The 15,128-nt window shown below is 66.8% G+C and carries 14 protein-coding genes and 1 tRNA gene; 2 read left to right on the top strand and 13 right to left on the bottom strand.

Translation table 11 applies throughout. The annotated features are described in order from the left end of the window. Positions 1-23 precede the first annotated feature (23 nt). Together P0204_RS10120 and P0204_RS10115 are read right to left on the bottom strand one after the other, a co-directional pair. A complete protein-coding gene (locus P0204_RS10120) occupies positions 24-593 on the bottom strand; it encodes a mechanosensitive ion channel family protein (RefSeq protein ID WP_276178792.1) in 570 nt (189 codons plus the stop codon). A gap of 95 nt (positions 594-688) precedes the next feature. Beyond that, positions 689-1,183, bottom strand: coding sequence for a DUF7858 family protein (locus P0204_RS10115; RefSeq protein WP_276178790.1), 495 nt, complete (start codon positions 1,181-1,183; stop codon positions 689-691). A gap of 174 nt (positions 1,184-1,357) precedes the next feature. Here P0204_RS10115 and P0204_RS10110 point away from each other — a divergent pair, with 174 nt between their 5' ends. Further along, entirely contained in the window at positions 1,358-2,218 is an 861-nt protein-coding gene (locus tag P0204_RS10110; protein ID WP_276178788.1) for a transcription initiation factor IIB, read from the top strand. On the opposite strand, the gene P0204_RS10105 is transcribed toward P0204_RS10110, so the two are convergent. From P0204_RS10105 to P0204_RS10070, 8 genes are all read right to left on the bottom strand, one after another. Continuing rightward, positions 2,197-2,862 (bottom strand): MinD/ParA family ATP-binding protein, encoded by a 666-nt coding sequence (locus P0204_RS10105; protein ID WP_276178786.1) that lies wholly within the window; start codon positions 2,860-2,862, stop codon positions 2,197-2,199. The genes P0204_RS10110 and P0204_RS10105 overlap by 22 nt on opposite strands. Then, the gene (locus P0204_RS10100) at positions 2,859-3,488 is read right to left on the bottom strand and encodes a DUF7857 domain-containing protein (RefSeq protein ID WP_276178784.1); all 630 of its coding nucleotides are present in this window, start codon (positions 3,486-3,488) and stop codon (positions 2,859-2,861) included. The genes P0204_RS10105 and P0204_RS10100 overlap by 4 nt, the downstream gene beginning before the upstream one ends. 33 nt (positions 3,489-3,521) lie before the next feature. Beyond that, positions 3,522-4,331, bottom strand: coding sequence for a DUF7856 family protein (locus P0204_RS10095; RefSeq protein ID WP_276178782.1), 810 nt, complete (start codon positions 4,329-4,331; stop codon positions 3,522-3,524). Continuing rightward, the gene (locus tag P0204_RS10090; protein WP_276178780.1) at positions 4,328-4,663 is read right to left on the bottom strand and encodes a DUF7855 family protein; all 336 of its coding nucleotides are present in this window, start codon (positions 4,661-4,663) and stop codon (positions 4,328-4,330) included. The genes P0204_RS10095 and P0204_RS10090 overlap by 4 nt, the downstream gene beginning before the upstream one ends. A 45-nt stretch (positions 4,664-4,708) precedes the next feature. Next, entirely contained in the window at positions 4,709-5,293 is a 585-nt protein-coding gene (locus tag P0204_RS10085; RefSeq protein ID WP_276178778.1) for a DUF7504 family protein, read from the bottom strand. A gap of 51 nt (positions 5,294-5,344) precedes the next feature. Beyond that, on the bottom strand, positions 5,345-5,617 hold the full coding sequence (locus tag P0204_RS10080) for a DUF7854 family protein (RefSeq protein ID WP_276178776.1): 273 nt from the start codon (positions 5,615-5,617) through the stop codon (positions 5,345-5,347). Next, complete coding sequence (locus tag P0204_RS10075; RefSeq protein ID WP_276178774.1) at positions 5,617-9,651, bottom strand: LAGLIDADG family homing endonuclease; 4,035 nt, start codon at positions 9,649-9,651, stop codon at positions 5,617-5,619. The genes P0204_RS10080 and P0204_RS10075 overlap by 1 nt, the downstream gene beginning before the upstream one ends. A gap of 135 nt (positions 9,652-9,786) precedes the next feature. Then, the gene (locus P0204_RS10070) at positions 9,787-10,965 is read right to left on the bottom strand and encodes an AGE family epimerase/isomerase (RefSeq protein WP_276178772.1); all 1,179 of its coding nucleotides are present in this window, start codon (positions 10,963-10,965) and stop codon (positions 9,787-9,789) included. An 87-nt stretch (positions 10,966-11,052) separates the two neighbouring features. Here P0204_RS10070 and P0204_RS10065 point away from each other — a divergent pair, with 87 nt between their 5' ends. Next, on the top strand, positions 11,053-11,580 hold the full coding sequence (locus tag P0204_RS10065; RefSeq protein ID WP_276178770.1) for a P-loop nucleotide/nucleoside kinase family protein: 528 nt from the start codon (positions 11,053-11,055) through the stop codon (positions 11,578-11,580). A 32-nt stretch (positions 11,581-11,612) separates the two neighbouring features. Here P0204_RS10065 and P0204_RS10060 read toward each other — a convergent pair. From P0204_RS10060 to P0204_RS10050, 3 genes are all read right to left on the bottom strand, one after another. Then, positions 11,613-11,685: transfer RNA gene (locus P0204_RS10060), tRNA-Pro, on the bottom strand. A 56-nt stretch (positions 11,686-11,741) separates the two neighbouring features. Further along, complete coding sequence (locus tag P0204_RS10055) at positions 11,742-13,601, bottom strand: SLC13 family permease (protein ID WP_276223264.1); 1,860 nt, start codon at positions 13,599-13,601, stop codon at positions 11,742-11,744. A gap of 63 nt (positions 13,602-13,664) precedes the next feature. Further along, on the bottom strand, positions 13,665-15,086 hold the full coding sequence (locus P0204_RS10050; RefSeq protein WP_276178768.1) for a hypothetical protein: 1,422 nt from the start codon (positions 15,084-15,086) through the stop codon (positions 13,665-13,667). Positions 15,087-15,128 lie beyond the last annotated feature (42 nt).

Genomic DNA, 15,128 nt, shown 5'->3' with positions numbered 1-15,128 from the left:
GGGTGGTCCAGTGGCCAGCCCGGTCAGCCGGCACTCTCCTCGCGGCTCGACTCCTCGAGCCGCCAGCGTTTCTCGACCTCTCGGTTTGCCAGGACGACGAGCGATCCGTCCTCGACACGGAGTCTGGTCTTGCGCAGCCCGATTGCGGTGATCGTTCCCGTCACCGACGCCGTGTCGACGCGATACCCCTCGTTGAAGTCCGGATCGCGGAGCAGGTAGACGCCGGCGACCGTATCCGCGATCATGTCCTGGAGCGCGAAGGCGACCCCCAGGCCGATAAATCCACTCGCGGTCCCTAGGCTCGCGGCGACGTTCCCGAGCCCGACGATGTTCAACAAGACGAGTGCCGCACCGAACCACAGGAAGATCGCGATCACCGTCACCGTCAGGTCGACGACGAGCCGTTGGCTCGACGGGTAGAGCCGTTCGAACACCGACCGGGCGATCGTGAGGATAACCTTGATCGCCACGTAGGCAAGCGCGAGAAACAGGGTCCCGAGGACGATCTTCGGAACCGCGGCCATAATTCCGTCGACTAGCTCCGTCCCGATAGTGGCGAGTTGCTCGCGAAACGACGTAGCCTGGATCAGCATACGTCTCGGGTTGTCCGTCGAGTTAGTTAGTAACACGTGCTATGGCCCTCGGTGAGGCTGTTGCCAGGGCTCGGCGATATCGTGTGGCGTGTCAGTTACAACAGTTCGCCGACGTCGCTCATCGTCTCCCCGAGCGGGTCTTCACGCTGTGTCGAGAGCGCACCTTCGACGGCGTCCCGAGCCGCCGGCAGCGGGTCGTGACTCTCACAGTAGACCGCCAGCGCGAACTCGCGGTTCCCCAGTCCGGAGAGTGTCACTGCGTCGGTTCGCGAGAGGTCGCCCGACAGCCAGTCACGGACGACTTCGCGACCCTGTGGCCCGACCGGCGTGACCTGTTCACCGACCAGATGTAACGTCTTGGCGGCGGTGACCGGTGCGACGCCGGCCGCGTGGCCACTCGCCCCGACGCCCCGGCCGGCGGCGTAGGCCTCGACGATGGTCGCCGCAGTCTCGGGCGGACAGGGCAGCGCGTCCGCGACCGGCCCGAGCCGTTCGGCGAGTGACGTGTCGGTGTCGTCGACGGCGGCGACACCCTGCTCGTGCTGTCGCTCGGTGACTTCGATCCCCGCGGCGATGTCCGACAGCCCCATTTGTCTCAGATTCGTCCGTCTGGAATTTAACCCTGGCGGCTTCCCGCTCCCGGCCGATGGAATCCTGTCGAATCTACCTACCGGTTACCGGTCGGTAATTTCCGGGACGATCCGTCGGTTCCGGGGCAGTTGATCGGTTTTTTAACCCCCACACGGGCCGTAGGAAAAGACAGGATGAGCACGACAGTGTCGAGCTGCCCCGAGTGTGATAGCCCAGTCGAACGAACCGGTTCCGAGAGTGTCTGTTCACAGTGTGGGTTGGTCGTCGGCGAGGACGCCATCGACCGCGGCCCGGAGTGGCGTTCGTTCGACGACGACGATACCGAACGCGCCCGGACCGGCGCCCCGCTGACCCGTTCGCGCCACGACCGCGGGCTCTCGACCGAGATCGGTCGATCGACGCGACTCAAGGGTCGAAAACGCCGGCAACTGGCCCGGTTACGGCGAGAGCACACCCGGGCACAGGTCAGTTCGAAACGCGAGCGCAACCAGGTCTACTCCTTTACCGAGATCCGCCGCATCGTCTGTGCGCTCGGTCTCTCGGACGCGCTACGGGATCGGGCATGCGTGCTGTTCGAGTCCGCCCAGCAGGCGGACCTGTTACAGGGTCGGTCGCTGGAGGGCTTCGCTGCGGCGACGGTGTACGCGACCTGTCGGACCGAGGGCGTCGCACGGACCGTCGAGGAGCTGTGCCGTGTCGCCAAGGCCGACAGCGACGAGTTGCGTGCGGCCTACGACGCGTTGAACCGGGAGTTGGGACTGCCGACGGGGCCGATCGACCCCCGGGAGTACGTCCCACGGTTCGCGACCGAACTCGACGTGCCCGACGCCGTCCGACAGTGCGCGGAAGAACTGGTCTGTGAGGCCCGCGAGCGAAACCTCGTCAGCGGCCGGAACCCGGCCGGCGTCGCAGCCGCCTGCCTGTACACTGCCGCACGTAGACAGGACGTCGAACTCACGCAGGCAGAGGCAGCGGCTGTCGCAGACGTGACGCCGGTGACACTGCGTGGGACCTACAGTGATCTACAGCCGTAGGCAGCCGTCGCGAGCGTCTCGAACGCGTCTGCGGCCGGTGATTCCGGAGCGATCTGCCCGACAGGGCGCCCGTGCCGGTGAGCCGTCGCGAGCCGGTCGCTCTCCGGGACCGTGACGACGGGAGCGCCGAACTGATCGGCTAGCGCTTCGGTCCGATGGGCGTCTCGAACGCGGTTGAGGACGACCCGGCAGAGTCCCGTGTCGAGTTCCCTGGCCAGCGCCCGGACGCGGAGCGCGTCGGCGAGCGCCGCCCGGTCGGGGACTGTCACGACGAGTGCAGCGTCGGCGACCGACAGCGGGAGCCCCACGTCCGCCTGGAGCCCCGCCGGCGAATCGACGATCACCCACCGGTAGGTACGGTCGAGCGTCTCCAGGACGTCGGTGAGTGTCGCCGGGTCGGACGCCCGCGCGCCCGCCAGCGTTCGTCCACAGGGAACCAGCGTGACCGGGCCGCTCTCGTCGACGGCCGCCATCGGCGCCGCCCGGCCGGCCAACACGTCGTGGAGGTCCGGTCCGCGTCGCTCCGGGAGGTCCGCCATCGCGAGATCCCCGTCGACGACGACGCCGTCGAGTTCCGCCCCGAGGTTGTACGCCACCGTCGACTTCCCGACACCGCCTTTCCCGCCGGTGACGGTCAGGATCATCCCGATCGGTCCGCCGACTGGTCGATCGTTCCACGGCGGTCCGCGAGCCGGTCGGCTCGCCTAGCGAGTTGCCGGAGCGTCCGTTCGTCGGGGACCCCGTCGTCGCCACGCGGGAACTCAGCGTCGGCCGACTGCTCGACACTGTCGAGGCGCCGTGTAACGGTATCCAGCCAGTCAGTCACCGGTTGCGGAAGCCCTGCGGTTGTTGCCGGCTGCTCGTCGGTCGTGTCGGGACCAGCGTCGGTCCCGTCGTCGACAGTAGCCTCGGGGACGGCGTCGGCGGGTGGCGACGGGTCACCGAGATCACGGACGATCGCCGCCGGCGTGGTCCGCTCGTCGACGGACTCGGCGTTCGGTGCGGGCGTCACACTGTCGAGCCGTGCCGGTGGATCGGTCGGCGGTGCCTCGACGGCGTACCCCAGCGCGTGTCGACCCGGATCGAGGACGCCGGCGAACCCGTCGTCGGTCCAGCCCGGCGTCGGACGGCCCTCGCGCCGGGGCGGACAGACCGAGCCGTCGAGACAGTTCGTGACGGTGACGTGGGTCGGTTCCGCTGTGACGACGACAGTGGCAGTGACCAGAGTCACGCCCTCGTGGTGTTCCCACGAGCAGTCGATCGAAGCCATGGGTCCCCCTGGTCCCGGCTTCGCTTCTAAACGTTAGCATCGAACGACCGGTGCGTCGAGCCAGGCCGCGGCCGACTCCGGCGTGGCGAATCGATCGACCGCGACGACGACCGGGGCCGGTGTGTCGGCGAGCCGTAGAACCGCGAGAGCGGCGGTGATCGGATCGGCGTCGAACGGCTCGGTCGGCGTCGGGCCAGGCACCTCGGCGACGGCGGTCTCGAACGACGAACGCAGTCGCTCGACCAGCGTCTCCCGGGCCGCCCGTTGGCGGTTAGCGAGTCGGTCTTCGAGACGACGGCGTTCGGCTAGCCGCTCGCGGTAGGCCCGAAGCTCCTCGCGGCGGCGCTTCCGGCTCTGTTCGGCGGCAGTCCGCGCAGTTCGGCGCTCGGCCAACGTCGTCGCGGCCGCTCTGAGATCCGCCCGCGCGGCTGCCGCGTCGGCGTCGACTGCCTCGAGGGCCTGGACGCGACCGCGGTGGACGCCGACCGACTCCTGGAGCGCGGCGAGGTCGTTCTCGGTGACCCTGTCGGCGCGGGTCGTCCGGTCGGGGACCGACGGGTCGATCTCGGCGATCCGCTCCCGGAGCGCCTCGATCTCGGTGTCCTCGGGGGTGGTGTGACCAGTCGACCGTGCCGCAGCGGCCAGCGCCGTCCGCGTCCGGAGCCCGAGGTCGGGACGAACGTAGCCGGCGTAGTCGTAGACTGCGGTCGGTTCCGGTGCGTCGACGGCCGGTCGACGCGTCTGGCCACGGATTGCCGCGGCGACGGTCGAACCGTCGACCACGTGCGATCGGAGGTCGACGACGCGTCCCTCGTATGTCGTCGGCCCGAGCACGAGTTTCACAGCGGTTCCCCCCGCATCGAGGACGGGGCCGGCAGGTCTCTCCCCGACGCGAACCGCTCGTACGGAACGGCCGGCTCAGACCGGTCCTCGTAGCGCCGGGCAGCCGACCGGACGTGTTCGGGAACGTCGGTCGGTTCGAACGGACGGACTCGCTCTACTTGCACGTCTACCCTGTGTTTCGCCTGGAGACGGAGCGCCTGGAACGCAGCGAACTCGGTAGCTGAGAGCAGCGCAGCCCGGCCGAACCGCTGGACGACACAGGAGCCGTGTGTGCGACAAACGTTCCGGAGGTCTCGGCGAGCCACTCGCGAGTGGGCGACGACCAACAGCACAGCGGTTGTTTCTCGTTCTTCGGTAAAAAATTTGCTCCTCTAAAGTTACAATAATTGTCGAGTCCGGATCTCCCGGTCGCCGTCCCGAACGTGGACGACGGCATCGAACAGTGAGGTCAGCGCGTCGACGGTCTGCCTGTCGTGGGCTGTCGGATCGAGATGGAAGTGTGCCAGTGCGTCGGCGGCGTGGAGTTGGCCGACGACGGCGTGGAGGAACTCGTATAGCGTCTCACGTTCGACGTACTGGAGGACGGCCGTCAGCGAATCGAAACAGACGACGACATCTTCACGGCCCGAGAGCGTCTGGCTGAGCGTGATCCCCAGCCCGGTAAGGTCACTGGGTGTCGAGACGGTGTCGACCCTGACCGACGAGAGCGATTCGTCGTCTTCCATCGGGGTCTCGCCGACAGCGATGACCGACAGCGATGCCGGCTCGACCCCCGACCTGCGCACGGCCTCGACACACGCCGACGGCGAGCGGGTGTACGTAACCCACAGGACGCTCGCGGGCGTCTCTCCCGCGTTGAGTAGCTCGGTACAGTGGGTCCCGCCACCCGCGTGGCGGCTCATCGACGGCGCACAGATCAGCGTGTTGGTCGCTCCGGCGAGTTCCTCGGGAAGCTCACTCATCGACGATACACACCGATACACTCCCCGGGAGTAAAACCACTTTCACTGCACTCACTCGACAGGAGCGACCTCGAACCGCCCGGGTTCGTCGACCAGCGAGCGAACACGGTCACGTGCCGCCGTCGCGTCCGACGCGAGGACGACGAGTCCGTCGACGGGACCGTCACCCTGTGCCCGGTAGGCCCGTAGCTCGCCCTCGAAGTCCGTCGCGTACGTCCGCAGGACCCCCCTGACCTCCCGTTCGAGGTCGGCAAGCGAACACTCGCCCGCTTCGAACGTCGCCAGGGCCTCCTCGACGTTCCGCAGTGCGGAGATGCGGTCCATTATGTCGTCCGGAGATGGTCGGTGCGGGGCTCGTACACCTCGCCTTTCTGTTTGAGCTTCTCGATCTCGTGTTCGGCCTTGGACTCGTCGATGTCGACTTCTTCCGCGCGTTCGATGACCACGTCGACCGGCGCGCCCTCGTCGTACTCGTCCTCGATATCGGCGATGATCCCCCGGATGTTCTGGATGCGGTCACGCTGGCTCTTCGAGGTTCCCGTCTCGACCACGTCGGCGTCGAACTCGCCGGTCTCGGGATCGACGCCGATCTCCTTCAGACAGTAGTGGGCGATCTCGACGGCCCGGTCGGCGTCCTCCTCCTCGACGGTATCCGACAACCGGATTCGCGCGGAGGCCTCCGCCAGCCGGACGAGCGCCTCCAGTTTCCGGGCGGTGACCGGGACGGGAGCGTCCTCGTCCTGCCCTTTCAGCCGTAGATCGACGTAGAACTCCTCGATGACGGTCTTTGCTTCCTCGGTCATCGTCGGGAAGCAGTTGCGCTTGGCGTAGGCGATATACTTCCGGAGGAGGTTCGGCTCGATCGTCGGGGCGACCTCGTCGGTGACGGTCTCGACCTCCTCGGCGGAGTAGTTCGAGGTCGATGTCTCGACCCGATGGGTGTTCAACTCGCCGGCGTAGTTGGTCTGGATGATGTGCTTGGCGAGGTTGCGGTCCTTCTCCTCGTCAGGCTGGTCGGTGACCGTGAAGATGAGGTCGAACCGCGAGATCAGCGCCGGTTCAAGATCGATCTGCTCGCCGATGGACTCGTACTGGTCGAAGCGCCCGTACTTGGGGTTTGCCGCGCCGAGCAGCGAGCAGCGACTTTTCAGCGTGGCGTTAATACCAGCTTTACTGACACTGATCCGTTGTTGTTCTAACGCTTCGTGCATCGCCGAACGGTCCTCGGAGTTGTGGACGACCATGCCGTTGGCCACGAAGTTGTGTGTTCCCTCGACCGTCAGGTCGTAGACGCTCGGTGTCTGGCGTGCCTCGATCTCGTCGACAAGCCCCTCCAGTTTGGTTCGGAGACGGTCGACACGCTGGCGAACTGCGCCCCGAATCTCGTCGAACTGATCGGTGTCGACGACACCACGTAGCCAGCGCGAGACAGTCGACTGGTCGACACCGATGTCGTCCGCGACTGCTGCACCGGAGATGCCGTATCGCTCCATCACCGTTCGGACCGATTCCCAGTCGGTGAGCGCAGGGTCGGAAGCCAGGAGCGTGCGTGCCCGCTCGACAGCCTCGTCGGCCGAACATCCTAGGAGTTCGGCGATCTCCTCGGTGAGCAGGCGAATCTGATCGTCCTCCACTTTTGCCGGAACTGTCTCGACCGTCTCGACGCGTCGCCACTTCACGTCCCCGGTGACGAGTCCGCGGAGCGGATCCAGATCCGTGTCGGCGACGGCTCCGAGAATCGTCTCCAGCCTCGTGGCGACGACAGCACGGAGGTGTTCGTCCTCGTCCCACAGTCGGGATATCTGCTGTTGGGTGTAGTCCGTCCCGGTCGCCAGTTCCGACTGCGAGACGTGGTACCGCTCTCTGACAGCGGCCAACGTCTCCCAGTCGGCATCATCGAGCGTCCCGCGACGGTCGGCGGCGGCGTCGCGTTTCCGGGATTCGAACGCTTCCAGGATGGTCCTGGCGGCCCGGATCGAGACATCGGCGTCTTCGTTCTCGAAGCTACAGTATGTCGCATCGTTCAGCCCACACTCGGACTGGTGCAGACGGAGCGACTCACGGCAGTCGGCCAGTAGCGATCCACACTGCGGAACGACATCGAGGATCGTCCGGTCGCCAGAGACGGCGTCGACCACGTTGTCGAGCGCCCCCTGCTTCCGGTTGAGCGTGAACCCGACGTGACGGTCGAACGCGACCAGCGAGTCGGCGTCGGTGATCGCGAGGACGTAGACGTCACGACCCGCCGAACGTTTGCGCGTCTGGATCTGGCTCGACACGCCGAACTCCAGCAGGAGTTGCTTCGCGCCGAGGAGGAGGTCGTAACTCGACGAGTAGATCTTGACGTTCCGGTCGTCGACCGTGCCTTCACTGTCGGCAAGCGCGCGGAGGAACGCGCCTTTCGCCGTTCGTGAGGATCGAGTGACAGCCTCGGGCAATCGTTTGCCGTCGTAGACGTCGAGATTCATCCCCGCGTCGAGCACGGCGTCGGCGTACTGTTTCCCCGGCATGCGGACGGTTTCGACACCGTCGTCACGCTGTTCGCTCGGCGGTTGAACTGGCTCGCTATCGAACGCCTGTCGGCACGCCCGCTCGAAGTCAGCGAGCAGTTCCGCTTCCGCGTTGGTGAACCGGATGCCGTAGACCCCCTCGTCGCGCTCGTAGTAGACGTTGCCGTCGCCGGCAAGGTAGCCAAGTATCGACGCCAACGCCGGAGACACTGTGCTATCGGATCCGTTCGACTCTCTGTCAAGCGCCGGCGCGGCTGTCGTGCCAGCGTCGATGCCACCGTCGGCGGCCGTCTCACTCACCGACCGGGGGACGTAGACCCAGTCACCGGCTTCCAAATCGGCGGCTGGCCGTTCGACACGCTCGCCGTCGTCGCGGACGAAGAACGGGTGGTCCGCCGTCGCGGTGAGTCGTTCGCCCGTCTGGAGTGTCACCCGCGTCAGGTCCTCGGGCGCGTCGTACTCGTGGATGGCCGTCACCGGGCGGGTGACGAGCCGCCCGTCGTCGGTCATCGTCCAGACCTGCAGATCGCCGATATCGCGGATCATACGCCCGTTGGAGAGCGATTCAACCGCGCCGTCGTCGGCGTACTCGTGGGCGAGGTCACGGATCCTGTTGATCCCATCGGCCCCGTGGACGAGGGTATCCCCAGTCACGCAACTCATCTTGTCTAGCTCGTCGACAGCGGCGATGCCTTGATCGGCCAGAACGAGCGCGCCAGCCTCTAGCGTCCACTGTTGGCCGTCGCCGAAGTCGTCCCGCACAGCCGCCGCAGTAAGGCCGGCAGAGCTGGAGCCTTTCCCCGACGTGTAGACAGACCGAGGGGCTATCTCCCGGATATATGATAACATCTGCGATTTGCCAGTTCCGGGGTCACCGATCAGTAGCATGTGCAGGTCACCCCGGATGCGCGAGCCGTCGGGGAGTTCCTTCGTGACGCCCGAAAACAGCTGGAGCATCATCGCGAGCTTCTCCTTCTCGTAGCCGTAGATGGAGGGGGCGATGGCGCCGACCATCCGGTCGTAGATGTCGGGCTCGTTCGAGAGCTCGATGATCTCTTTCTTGTCGGCGTCGGTGATGTCCATGTCCTCGAACTGCTCGTCCTCAATGACGACGCTGACCCCGTCCATGTAGATGTCGAACATCGGTGACTTGTCCTGGTCCGACCCCTGCTGGTCGAGTTTGAGGACGCCGGTGACCCGGACGTGGTCACCCGCCGTCACCGTCCCCGTGATGTCGTCCTCGACGTTGATGTCGATCGACTGGGGCGTCTCACCGCCACGCAACCCCTCGGGGGACTCCTGGACGCGGATCTTCTGGGCGTCGATGAACTGGGACTGTTCGGTGTTGAGCCGGAACGGGCCCTGGCGTTCACAGCCCTGACACTCGTGGGGCTCCTGGAAGTCGCCGGTGTTCTGTGGGATGCGGGTGAGGGTCCCGCAGCGCTGGCACTCGAAGGCGGCTTCGACGACCTTCGGGCGAACGTCGGTCGCCTTCCGGACGATGCCCTGAACGGCGATGAGGTTGCCGTGGTGTTCGTGCCGAATCTCGCGGATGTCCTCGGAGTCGGGGAGGTTCTGGACCCGGACGTGGGCCTGGCCCAGCGAGACGTCGACGGGGAGGTCGTACAGCCGCAGCGCCTCCTCGGCGTACTCCTGGAGCTGTTCGGGCTTGGTGCGGTAGTCGTCGGCCAGGTCCGGATCGAACCGATAGAGGTCGTCCCAGTCGATATACAGCGACTTCTGGTCGTTGGGGTACTTCTGTGCGAGCTCACCGATCTCGTTGCGGTAGTAGTTGCGGTAGAACTCCTCGAAGCGATCGATGAGTTCGGTGTTGTCGGCGGTCGCCATCTGGTTGGACAACGATTGCGCCCGACGGGCTAAGAATGTTCGTGAACGGGGGTGAGCGTGAGACGGTGGCCGACACGACCGGGAGACGGTAGGTCGATCGCGCCCGAGATAACGGGGAAACGAGCCGCCGGGCGGCTACTCGCCGAGGCTCCGCAGGCTCTCGTAGCAGGCACCGATCGGGTGATAGCCCGGTTCGACCGCCGGCCCGTCGCCGGTCGGATACGGCTCGTTGTCCACGTCGACCCGTTCGTACCAGTTGCCGCTGGGCGCGACCATCGTCTCGACCGCGTACTCCCAGCAGCGGTCGTACCACTCCCGGTACCGATCCCGGCCGGTCCGCTCGATCAGCGCGGCGGCGGCACCGATCGCTTCGGCGACCTCCCAGCTGTACTTGTCGTCGACGACCGGCTCGCCCGCCCGGTCTAGCGAGTAGTAGAACCCGCCGCGGTCGTCGTCCCAGCCGGTCGTCGCCGCGTCGAACAGTTCCCTGGCGCGGTCGAGCAGCCAGTCGGCCTCGGCGTGGCGGTCCAGAATCGAGAGGAGTTTCGCCCACTCGGCGTGGTGACCGGGCTGGTACCCCCACGGGCGGAACTGGTGGGTCGGGTCGTCGCGGTTGTACGCGAAGTCGTGGCTCCAGTCGTCGGTGTAGTGTTCCCAGATCCGGCCCTCGGTCTCGCCGGCCAGGTCGACACAGAGCCGTTCGGCGACAGTCAGCGCGCGGTCGAGATACCGGGTCTCGCCGGTAACCTCGTAGGCGACGATGTTGGCCTCACAGGCGTGCATGTTGGCGTTCTGCCCGCGGTAGGCTTCGGCAGCGTCCCAGTCGGCGTCGAAGACGCTCCGGTAGAGTCCCTGGTCGGGCTCGTAGAACCGCTCGTCGAGCAGTGTCCAGGCCTCGTCGAGCCGGTCCGCTGCGCCGTCGACCCCGGCGTCGGTCGCCCGAGCGTACGCGAGGACGACGAACGCGTGCCCGTAGCAGACCCGCTGTGAGTCGGTCGGCGTCGTCCCGGAGAGCAGCCAGTGGTACCCCCCGTGTTCGGCGTCGCGAAAGTGCTCGTGGAGGAAGTCGGTACCACGCTGGGCCGCGCCCAGCCACGGGTCGGTACCGAACAGCTCGACAGCCAGCGCGAAGTTCCGGGTGAACCGTGCCGCCGCCACCAGGTGTTTGCTGTCCGGATCGTAGCTCTCGCCGGTCTCGGCGTCCAACTGTGCGACGAACCCACCGTTCCGTTCGTCGACACAGGCCGGGTAGTAGAACGCCAGCACGTCTCCGAGGTGGTCCCGAAGCCAGTCGGCGTCGGTGTACGCACTCATGCCACAGCGTGCACACCGGGACGCCAAGGGTCTGTCGCCGGCCGCCAGAATCGGGGAAATTAAGCCTCGACTGTGTGAACGGCCGCTGTGGACAGCCCAGCACTCATCGCCTTCTGTGGTCTCCCGGGCGTCGGGAAGTCGACGGCCTCCGGGTACGCCGCCCGGCAGTGCGGGGCACCGCGATACCGCAGCGACGAGGTGCGAAAGTCGCTGTTCGACGACCCCTCCTACACCGACGCCGAGATCGAACGGACCTACGAGGAACTGCTCTCGCGTGCCCGGAGGGAGTTGGAACAGGGAGAGTCCGTCGTCGTCGACGCGACGTTTAATTCGGTACGCTACCGGGAGATGGCCGCCGAGACGGCACGCGAAGCCGGGGCCGAGTTGCTGTTCGTCCGGGTGACCTGTTCCCCGGAGGTCGTCAGAGAGCGGATCGAGCGCCGCGAGGGAACCGTCAGCGACGCCGATTTCGCGGTCTACGAACAACACCGGGCCGCGTTCGACCCGTTCGAACGTGACCACGTCGTCGTCGACAACTCCGGCTCGGTCGAGGCGACACGCGACCGGGTCGAGGAAGCGGTCGTTCGGCCCGTCTGTCGGACGACCCAGCAGTGACTGGCTGTTCGGGTCGAGAGAACCGCGTTGAGTGGGATCGCCCAGATTTGAACTAGGGGCACGGGCACCCAAGGCCCGAAGGTTACCAAGCTACCCCACGATCCCGCAGGTGAGGATGCGTCCGTCACCGAGTAAAGGGTTTCGTTGCTCGCGTCCCCGTGCTACGGCGGCGCGAGACCCCAGAAGTACGCGATCCCCAGGGTCGTCACGACGGCAAACACCGCTTGCAGCGGCGCGCCGACTTTCAGATAGTCACTGAACCGATAGCCACCCGGCCCGTACACCAACAGGTTCGTCTGGTACCCCACGGGCGTCATGAACGCCGTCGACGCCGCGAACGTGACCGCCAGGACGAACGCGAAGGGGTAGGCACCCAGTTGCTGGGCGGCCTCGACGGCGACGGGGATCATCAAGACGACCGAGGCGTTGTTCGAGATGATGTTCGTCAGGACCGCCGTGACGACGTACATCAACCCGAGGACGACGATCGGTGTAAACCCCGGAGCGAACAGCACGAACAGGTCCGCGAGCAGGTCGGCGCCGCCGGTCTCCTGGAGCGCGATCCCGAGCGGGATCACGCCCGCAAGCAGGAAGATCACGTCCCACTGGACGGCGTCGTACAGTTCCTGGGGGCGGAGACAGCCGGTCAGGACCATTGCGACGGCGCCGGCGAGCGCCGAGACGACGATGTGAACTGGGGTGAGCGCCGCGGCCCCGACGACCGCCGCGACGATGCCGACGGCTACCGGGATCTTCGAGCGCCGGAAGTCCGGCCGTTGGATCTCCTGGGCGACGATGAAGTCGTTGTTGACGTTGAGTCGCTCGATGCTCTCGGAGGTGGCCTGCACCAGGAGCGTGTCACCGACTTTCAGCCTGATCCGATCCATCCGCTGGCGGAACAGTTCGCGCCCGCGCCGGAGCGCAAGCACCGTCGCGTCGTAGCGCTGTCGGAAGTTCGAGGAGACGAACGTCTCCCCGACCAGCGACGAGCCCGGAGCGATGACGACCTCGACGAGGTTCGTCCGTTCGCTCGCGCTCTCCAGTTCCGCGTCGTCGACCTCGACCTCGGGGATCAGATCCAGCCCCTCGGCGTCGAGGAGGTCGACCAGCGTGTCCCGATCGGTCCGGATCGCGAAGACGTCGCCAGCCCGGATCGTCTTCGGACCCAACGGTTCGAGGAACGTGCGGCCGCCGCGAACGAGTTGGACGATATCGACGTCGAACTCGGTCTCGGCCAGGGCCGTCTGGACGGTCTGGCCGACGATCGGCGAATCCTCGCGGACGACGACTTCCGTGAGGTACTCCGCCATTTCGAACTCTTCGGTGAGATCCTCGCGGGCCTCGATCCGGCTCGGGACGAGCCAGCGCCCGACGGTGAGCAGGTAGACGGTGCCGACGACCGAGACGATCAGCCCGAGTTGCGTGAACTCGAACATCCCGAAGGGGTGATCGAGCAGATCAGCGGATAGCTGGGAGGCGAGGATGTTCGTCGAGGTGCCGATCAGCGTGAGCATCCCGCCGAACATCGAGGCGTACGACAGCGGGAGGAGCAGTTTCGAGGGCGAGATCTTCCCCTTGTGGGCGATGTCGGTAACCATCGGCAGCAGGATCGCCACGGCGGCGGTGTTGTTGATGAACCCGGAGATCGGCGCGACCAGGCCGATCGTCGCACCCAGTTGCCGGGACTCGCTGTCGCCGGTCAGCGAAGCGATCTTCGCCCCCAACAACTGGACGATACCGGTCCGCTGGACGCCGTCCGAGAGGATGAACATCGCCAGGACGGTGATCGTCGCCGTCGAGGCAAACCCCGACAACCCCGCAGTCAGCGGCGACTCGCCGTCACCGGGCTGGTGGAGCGCGTACACCGGTTCGGCCAGCAGGTCGGCATCGACAGCGACGGTCGTCACCGGCTCGACGAGCATCAGCGCGACCATGACGCTGATCGCGGTCACGTCGACCGGGAGCGCCTCGGTGGCGAACAACACGAGCGCCACGAGGATCAACGCGAACACGAACGCCATCCCGGGCGTGACTGACTCCAGCACACCCCGACTGTGAGGGGAGCGGGGAAAAAGTGTGTGGAGTCAGCCGTCTTCGAGATCCGCGAGCAGGGCGCGATAGCTCCGTTCGAAGGCAGCGCCGCCGCGGAGCGACCCCATCGCCACGTCGTAGACCGGGACCGCCAGCCTGCCGTCGGGACCCGTCACGACGACGGCGGCCGGGTGGTCGGTCTCGTCGGTCCACTCGGCGTCGAGTTCCCTGACCAGTACCTCGCCGAAGTAACTGCCCAGTTCCTCGACGAGGCTGGTGAACGAGCGGTCCTCGAAGCGGTCGGTCTCGCCGTAGGTCGCGTCGGCGAACCGTTCCTCCTCCCACTCGGCATCGACGAGGTCGTCGAGGCGGGCCAGCGATGCCGGCGTGAAATCGAGGTCGTGCTCCCCCCAGAAGGACGCGAAGTCCGCCGCTCGCTCGGCGTAGTCGGCCCGGAGCCCCTCACCGGCGGCGGGGTCCGACGGCTCGTCTTCGTCCTGTGCCAGTTGATCGAGCAGCGATCCGTCTTCTGTGTCCGCCGACCTGGCGGTATCACCGCGATCGTCGGCCGCTGATGCCGACTCCGCGGCCAGCGACCAGGCGTCCGTGTGGCCCGACCCCTCCTCGCTTGTCTCGGTATCGGAAGCGGTCACGCCGTCGTCGTCGGTCGTCGTGTCGGTGCCACCCTCGGCCGCAACGCCCCCCTCGGCGTCCGGGATACGGAACCCGTCGTCCGACTCCGCCCCACTCTCACCCCCGTCATCCTCGTCGGGTTCGTCGGGCGTGTCGGCGACGCTACCGCCGTCGCTCTCGTCCGTCCCGTCGAAGCCGGCTTTCTCTGTCGCCGGTTGCCAGTCACCGGCGTCGGCCCAGTCCTCGACCGGCTCGGAGTCGGGAGTCCCGGTCTGGGATGTCGCCTGATCGGCCCGATCGGCTTCGCCGCCGTCGTCGGCATCGGCCTCGTCGGCGGGTTCGGCCGAAAGCATCAACTCGTCCTCCAGCCGGTCGACGACGGCGGCGAACGCCGGTTCCGCGGCGAACGAGCGAGCGGCGACGTCGAAGACCGCGACGGTGCGTTCGTCGTCGGCCCCGGTGACGGTGACGCCCCAGCCGTCGTCCTGGACCCACCTGCCGTCCAGCTCACGAACCAACACCTCGCCCAGATAACTCCCGAACCGGACGGTGTTGGTGGTGTAGGCCGTATCGTCGCCGTCCTCGACCGTCTCGCCGTCGAACTGCTCGGCGACGGCGGCGTCGAGCCGGGAGAGCGATCCGGTCGTGAGATCGAGCTGTTCGGACCGATCGGCGACCGTCTCGGCCCGCTGGCGGAACTCCGTCGGCGAGAGCGAGGCGCTGTCGGTCACCGTTGGACCGTCAGACGCCGTCTCGGTCGTGGGTTCGGCGCTCGCGGACTCCTCGCCGTCGGTGTCGTCGCCACCGCCGAGCGTCCGGCGGATGATGTCGAACAGCCCCATACCGACGGGATGGGGAGCCCGCTACAAGAATGTACGTCCCCT

This window comes from Haloarcula halophila, from assembly GCF_029278565.1.
Classification (GTDB): Archaea; Halobacteriota; Halobacteria; order Halobacteriales; family Haloarculaceae; genus Haloarcula; species Haloarcula halophila.
Note: the sequence above shows the minus strand (reverse complement) of the source record. Positions and strands in the feature narration are given on the sequence as shown.

Excerpts from the sequence above, each read along its gene's own strand:
- P0204_RS10105 (WP_276178786.1), bottom strand. The coding sequence starts at position 2,862 with ATGATCCTGACCGTCACCGGCGGGAAAGGCGGTGTCGGGAAGTCGACG.
- P0204_RS10110 (WP_276178788.1), top strand. The coding sequence starts at position 1,358 with ATGAGCACGACAGTGTCGAGCTGCCCCGAGTGTGATAGCCCAGTCGAA.
- P0204_RS10115 (WP_276178790.1), bottom strand. The coding sequence starts at position 1,183 with ATGGGGCTGTCGGACATCGCCGCGGGGATCGAAGTCACCGAGCGACAG.
- P0204_RS10120 (WP_276178792.1), bottom strand. The coding sequence starts at position 593 with ATGCTGATCCAGGCTACGTCGTTTCGCGAGCAACTCGCCACTATCGGG.
- P0204_RS10070 (WP_276178772.1), bottom strand. The coding sequence starts at position 10,965 with ATGAGTGCGTACACCGACGCCGACTGGCTTCGGGACCACCTCGGAGAC.
- P0204_RS10050 (WP_276178768.1), bottom strand. The coding sequence starts at position 15,086 with ATGGGGCTGTTCGACATCATCCGCCGGACGCTCGGCGGTGGCGACGAC.
- P0204_RS10055 (WP_276223264.1), bottom strand. The coding sequence starts at position 13,601 with ATGGCGTTCGTGTTCGCGTTGATCCTCGTGGCGCTCGTGTTGTTCGCC.
- P0204_RS10080 (WP_276178776.1), bottom strand. The coding sequence starts at position 5,617 with ATGGACCGCATCTCCGCACTGCGGAACGTCGAGGAGGCCCTGGCGACG.
- P0204_RS10085 (WP_276178778.1), bottom strand. The coding sequence starts at position 5,293 with ATGAGTGAGCTTCCCGAGGAACTCGCCGGAGCGACCAACACGCTGATC.
- P0204_RS10075 (WP_276178774.1), bottom strand. The coding sequence starts at position 9,651 with ATGGCGACCGCCGACAACACCGAACTCATCGATCGCTTCGAGGAGTTC.
- P0204_RS10100 (WP_276178784.1), bottom strand. The coding sequence starts at position 3,488 with ATGGCTTCGATCGACTGCTCGTGGGAACACCACGAGGGCGTGACTCTG.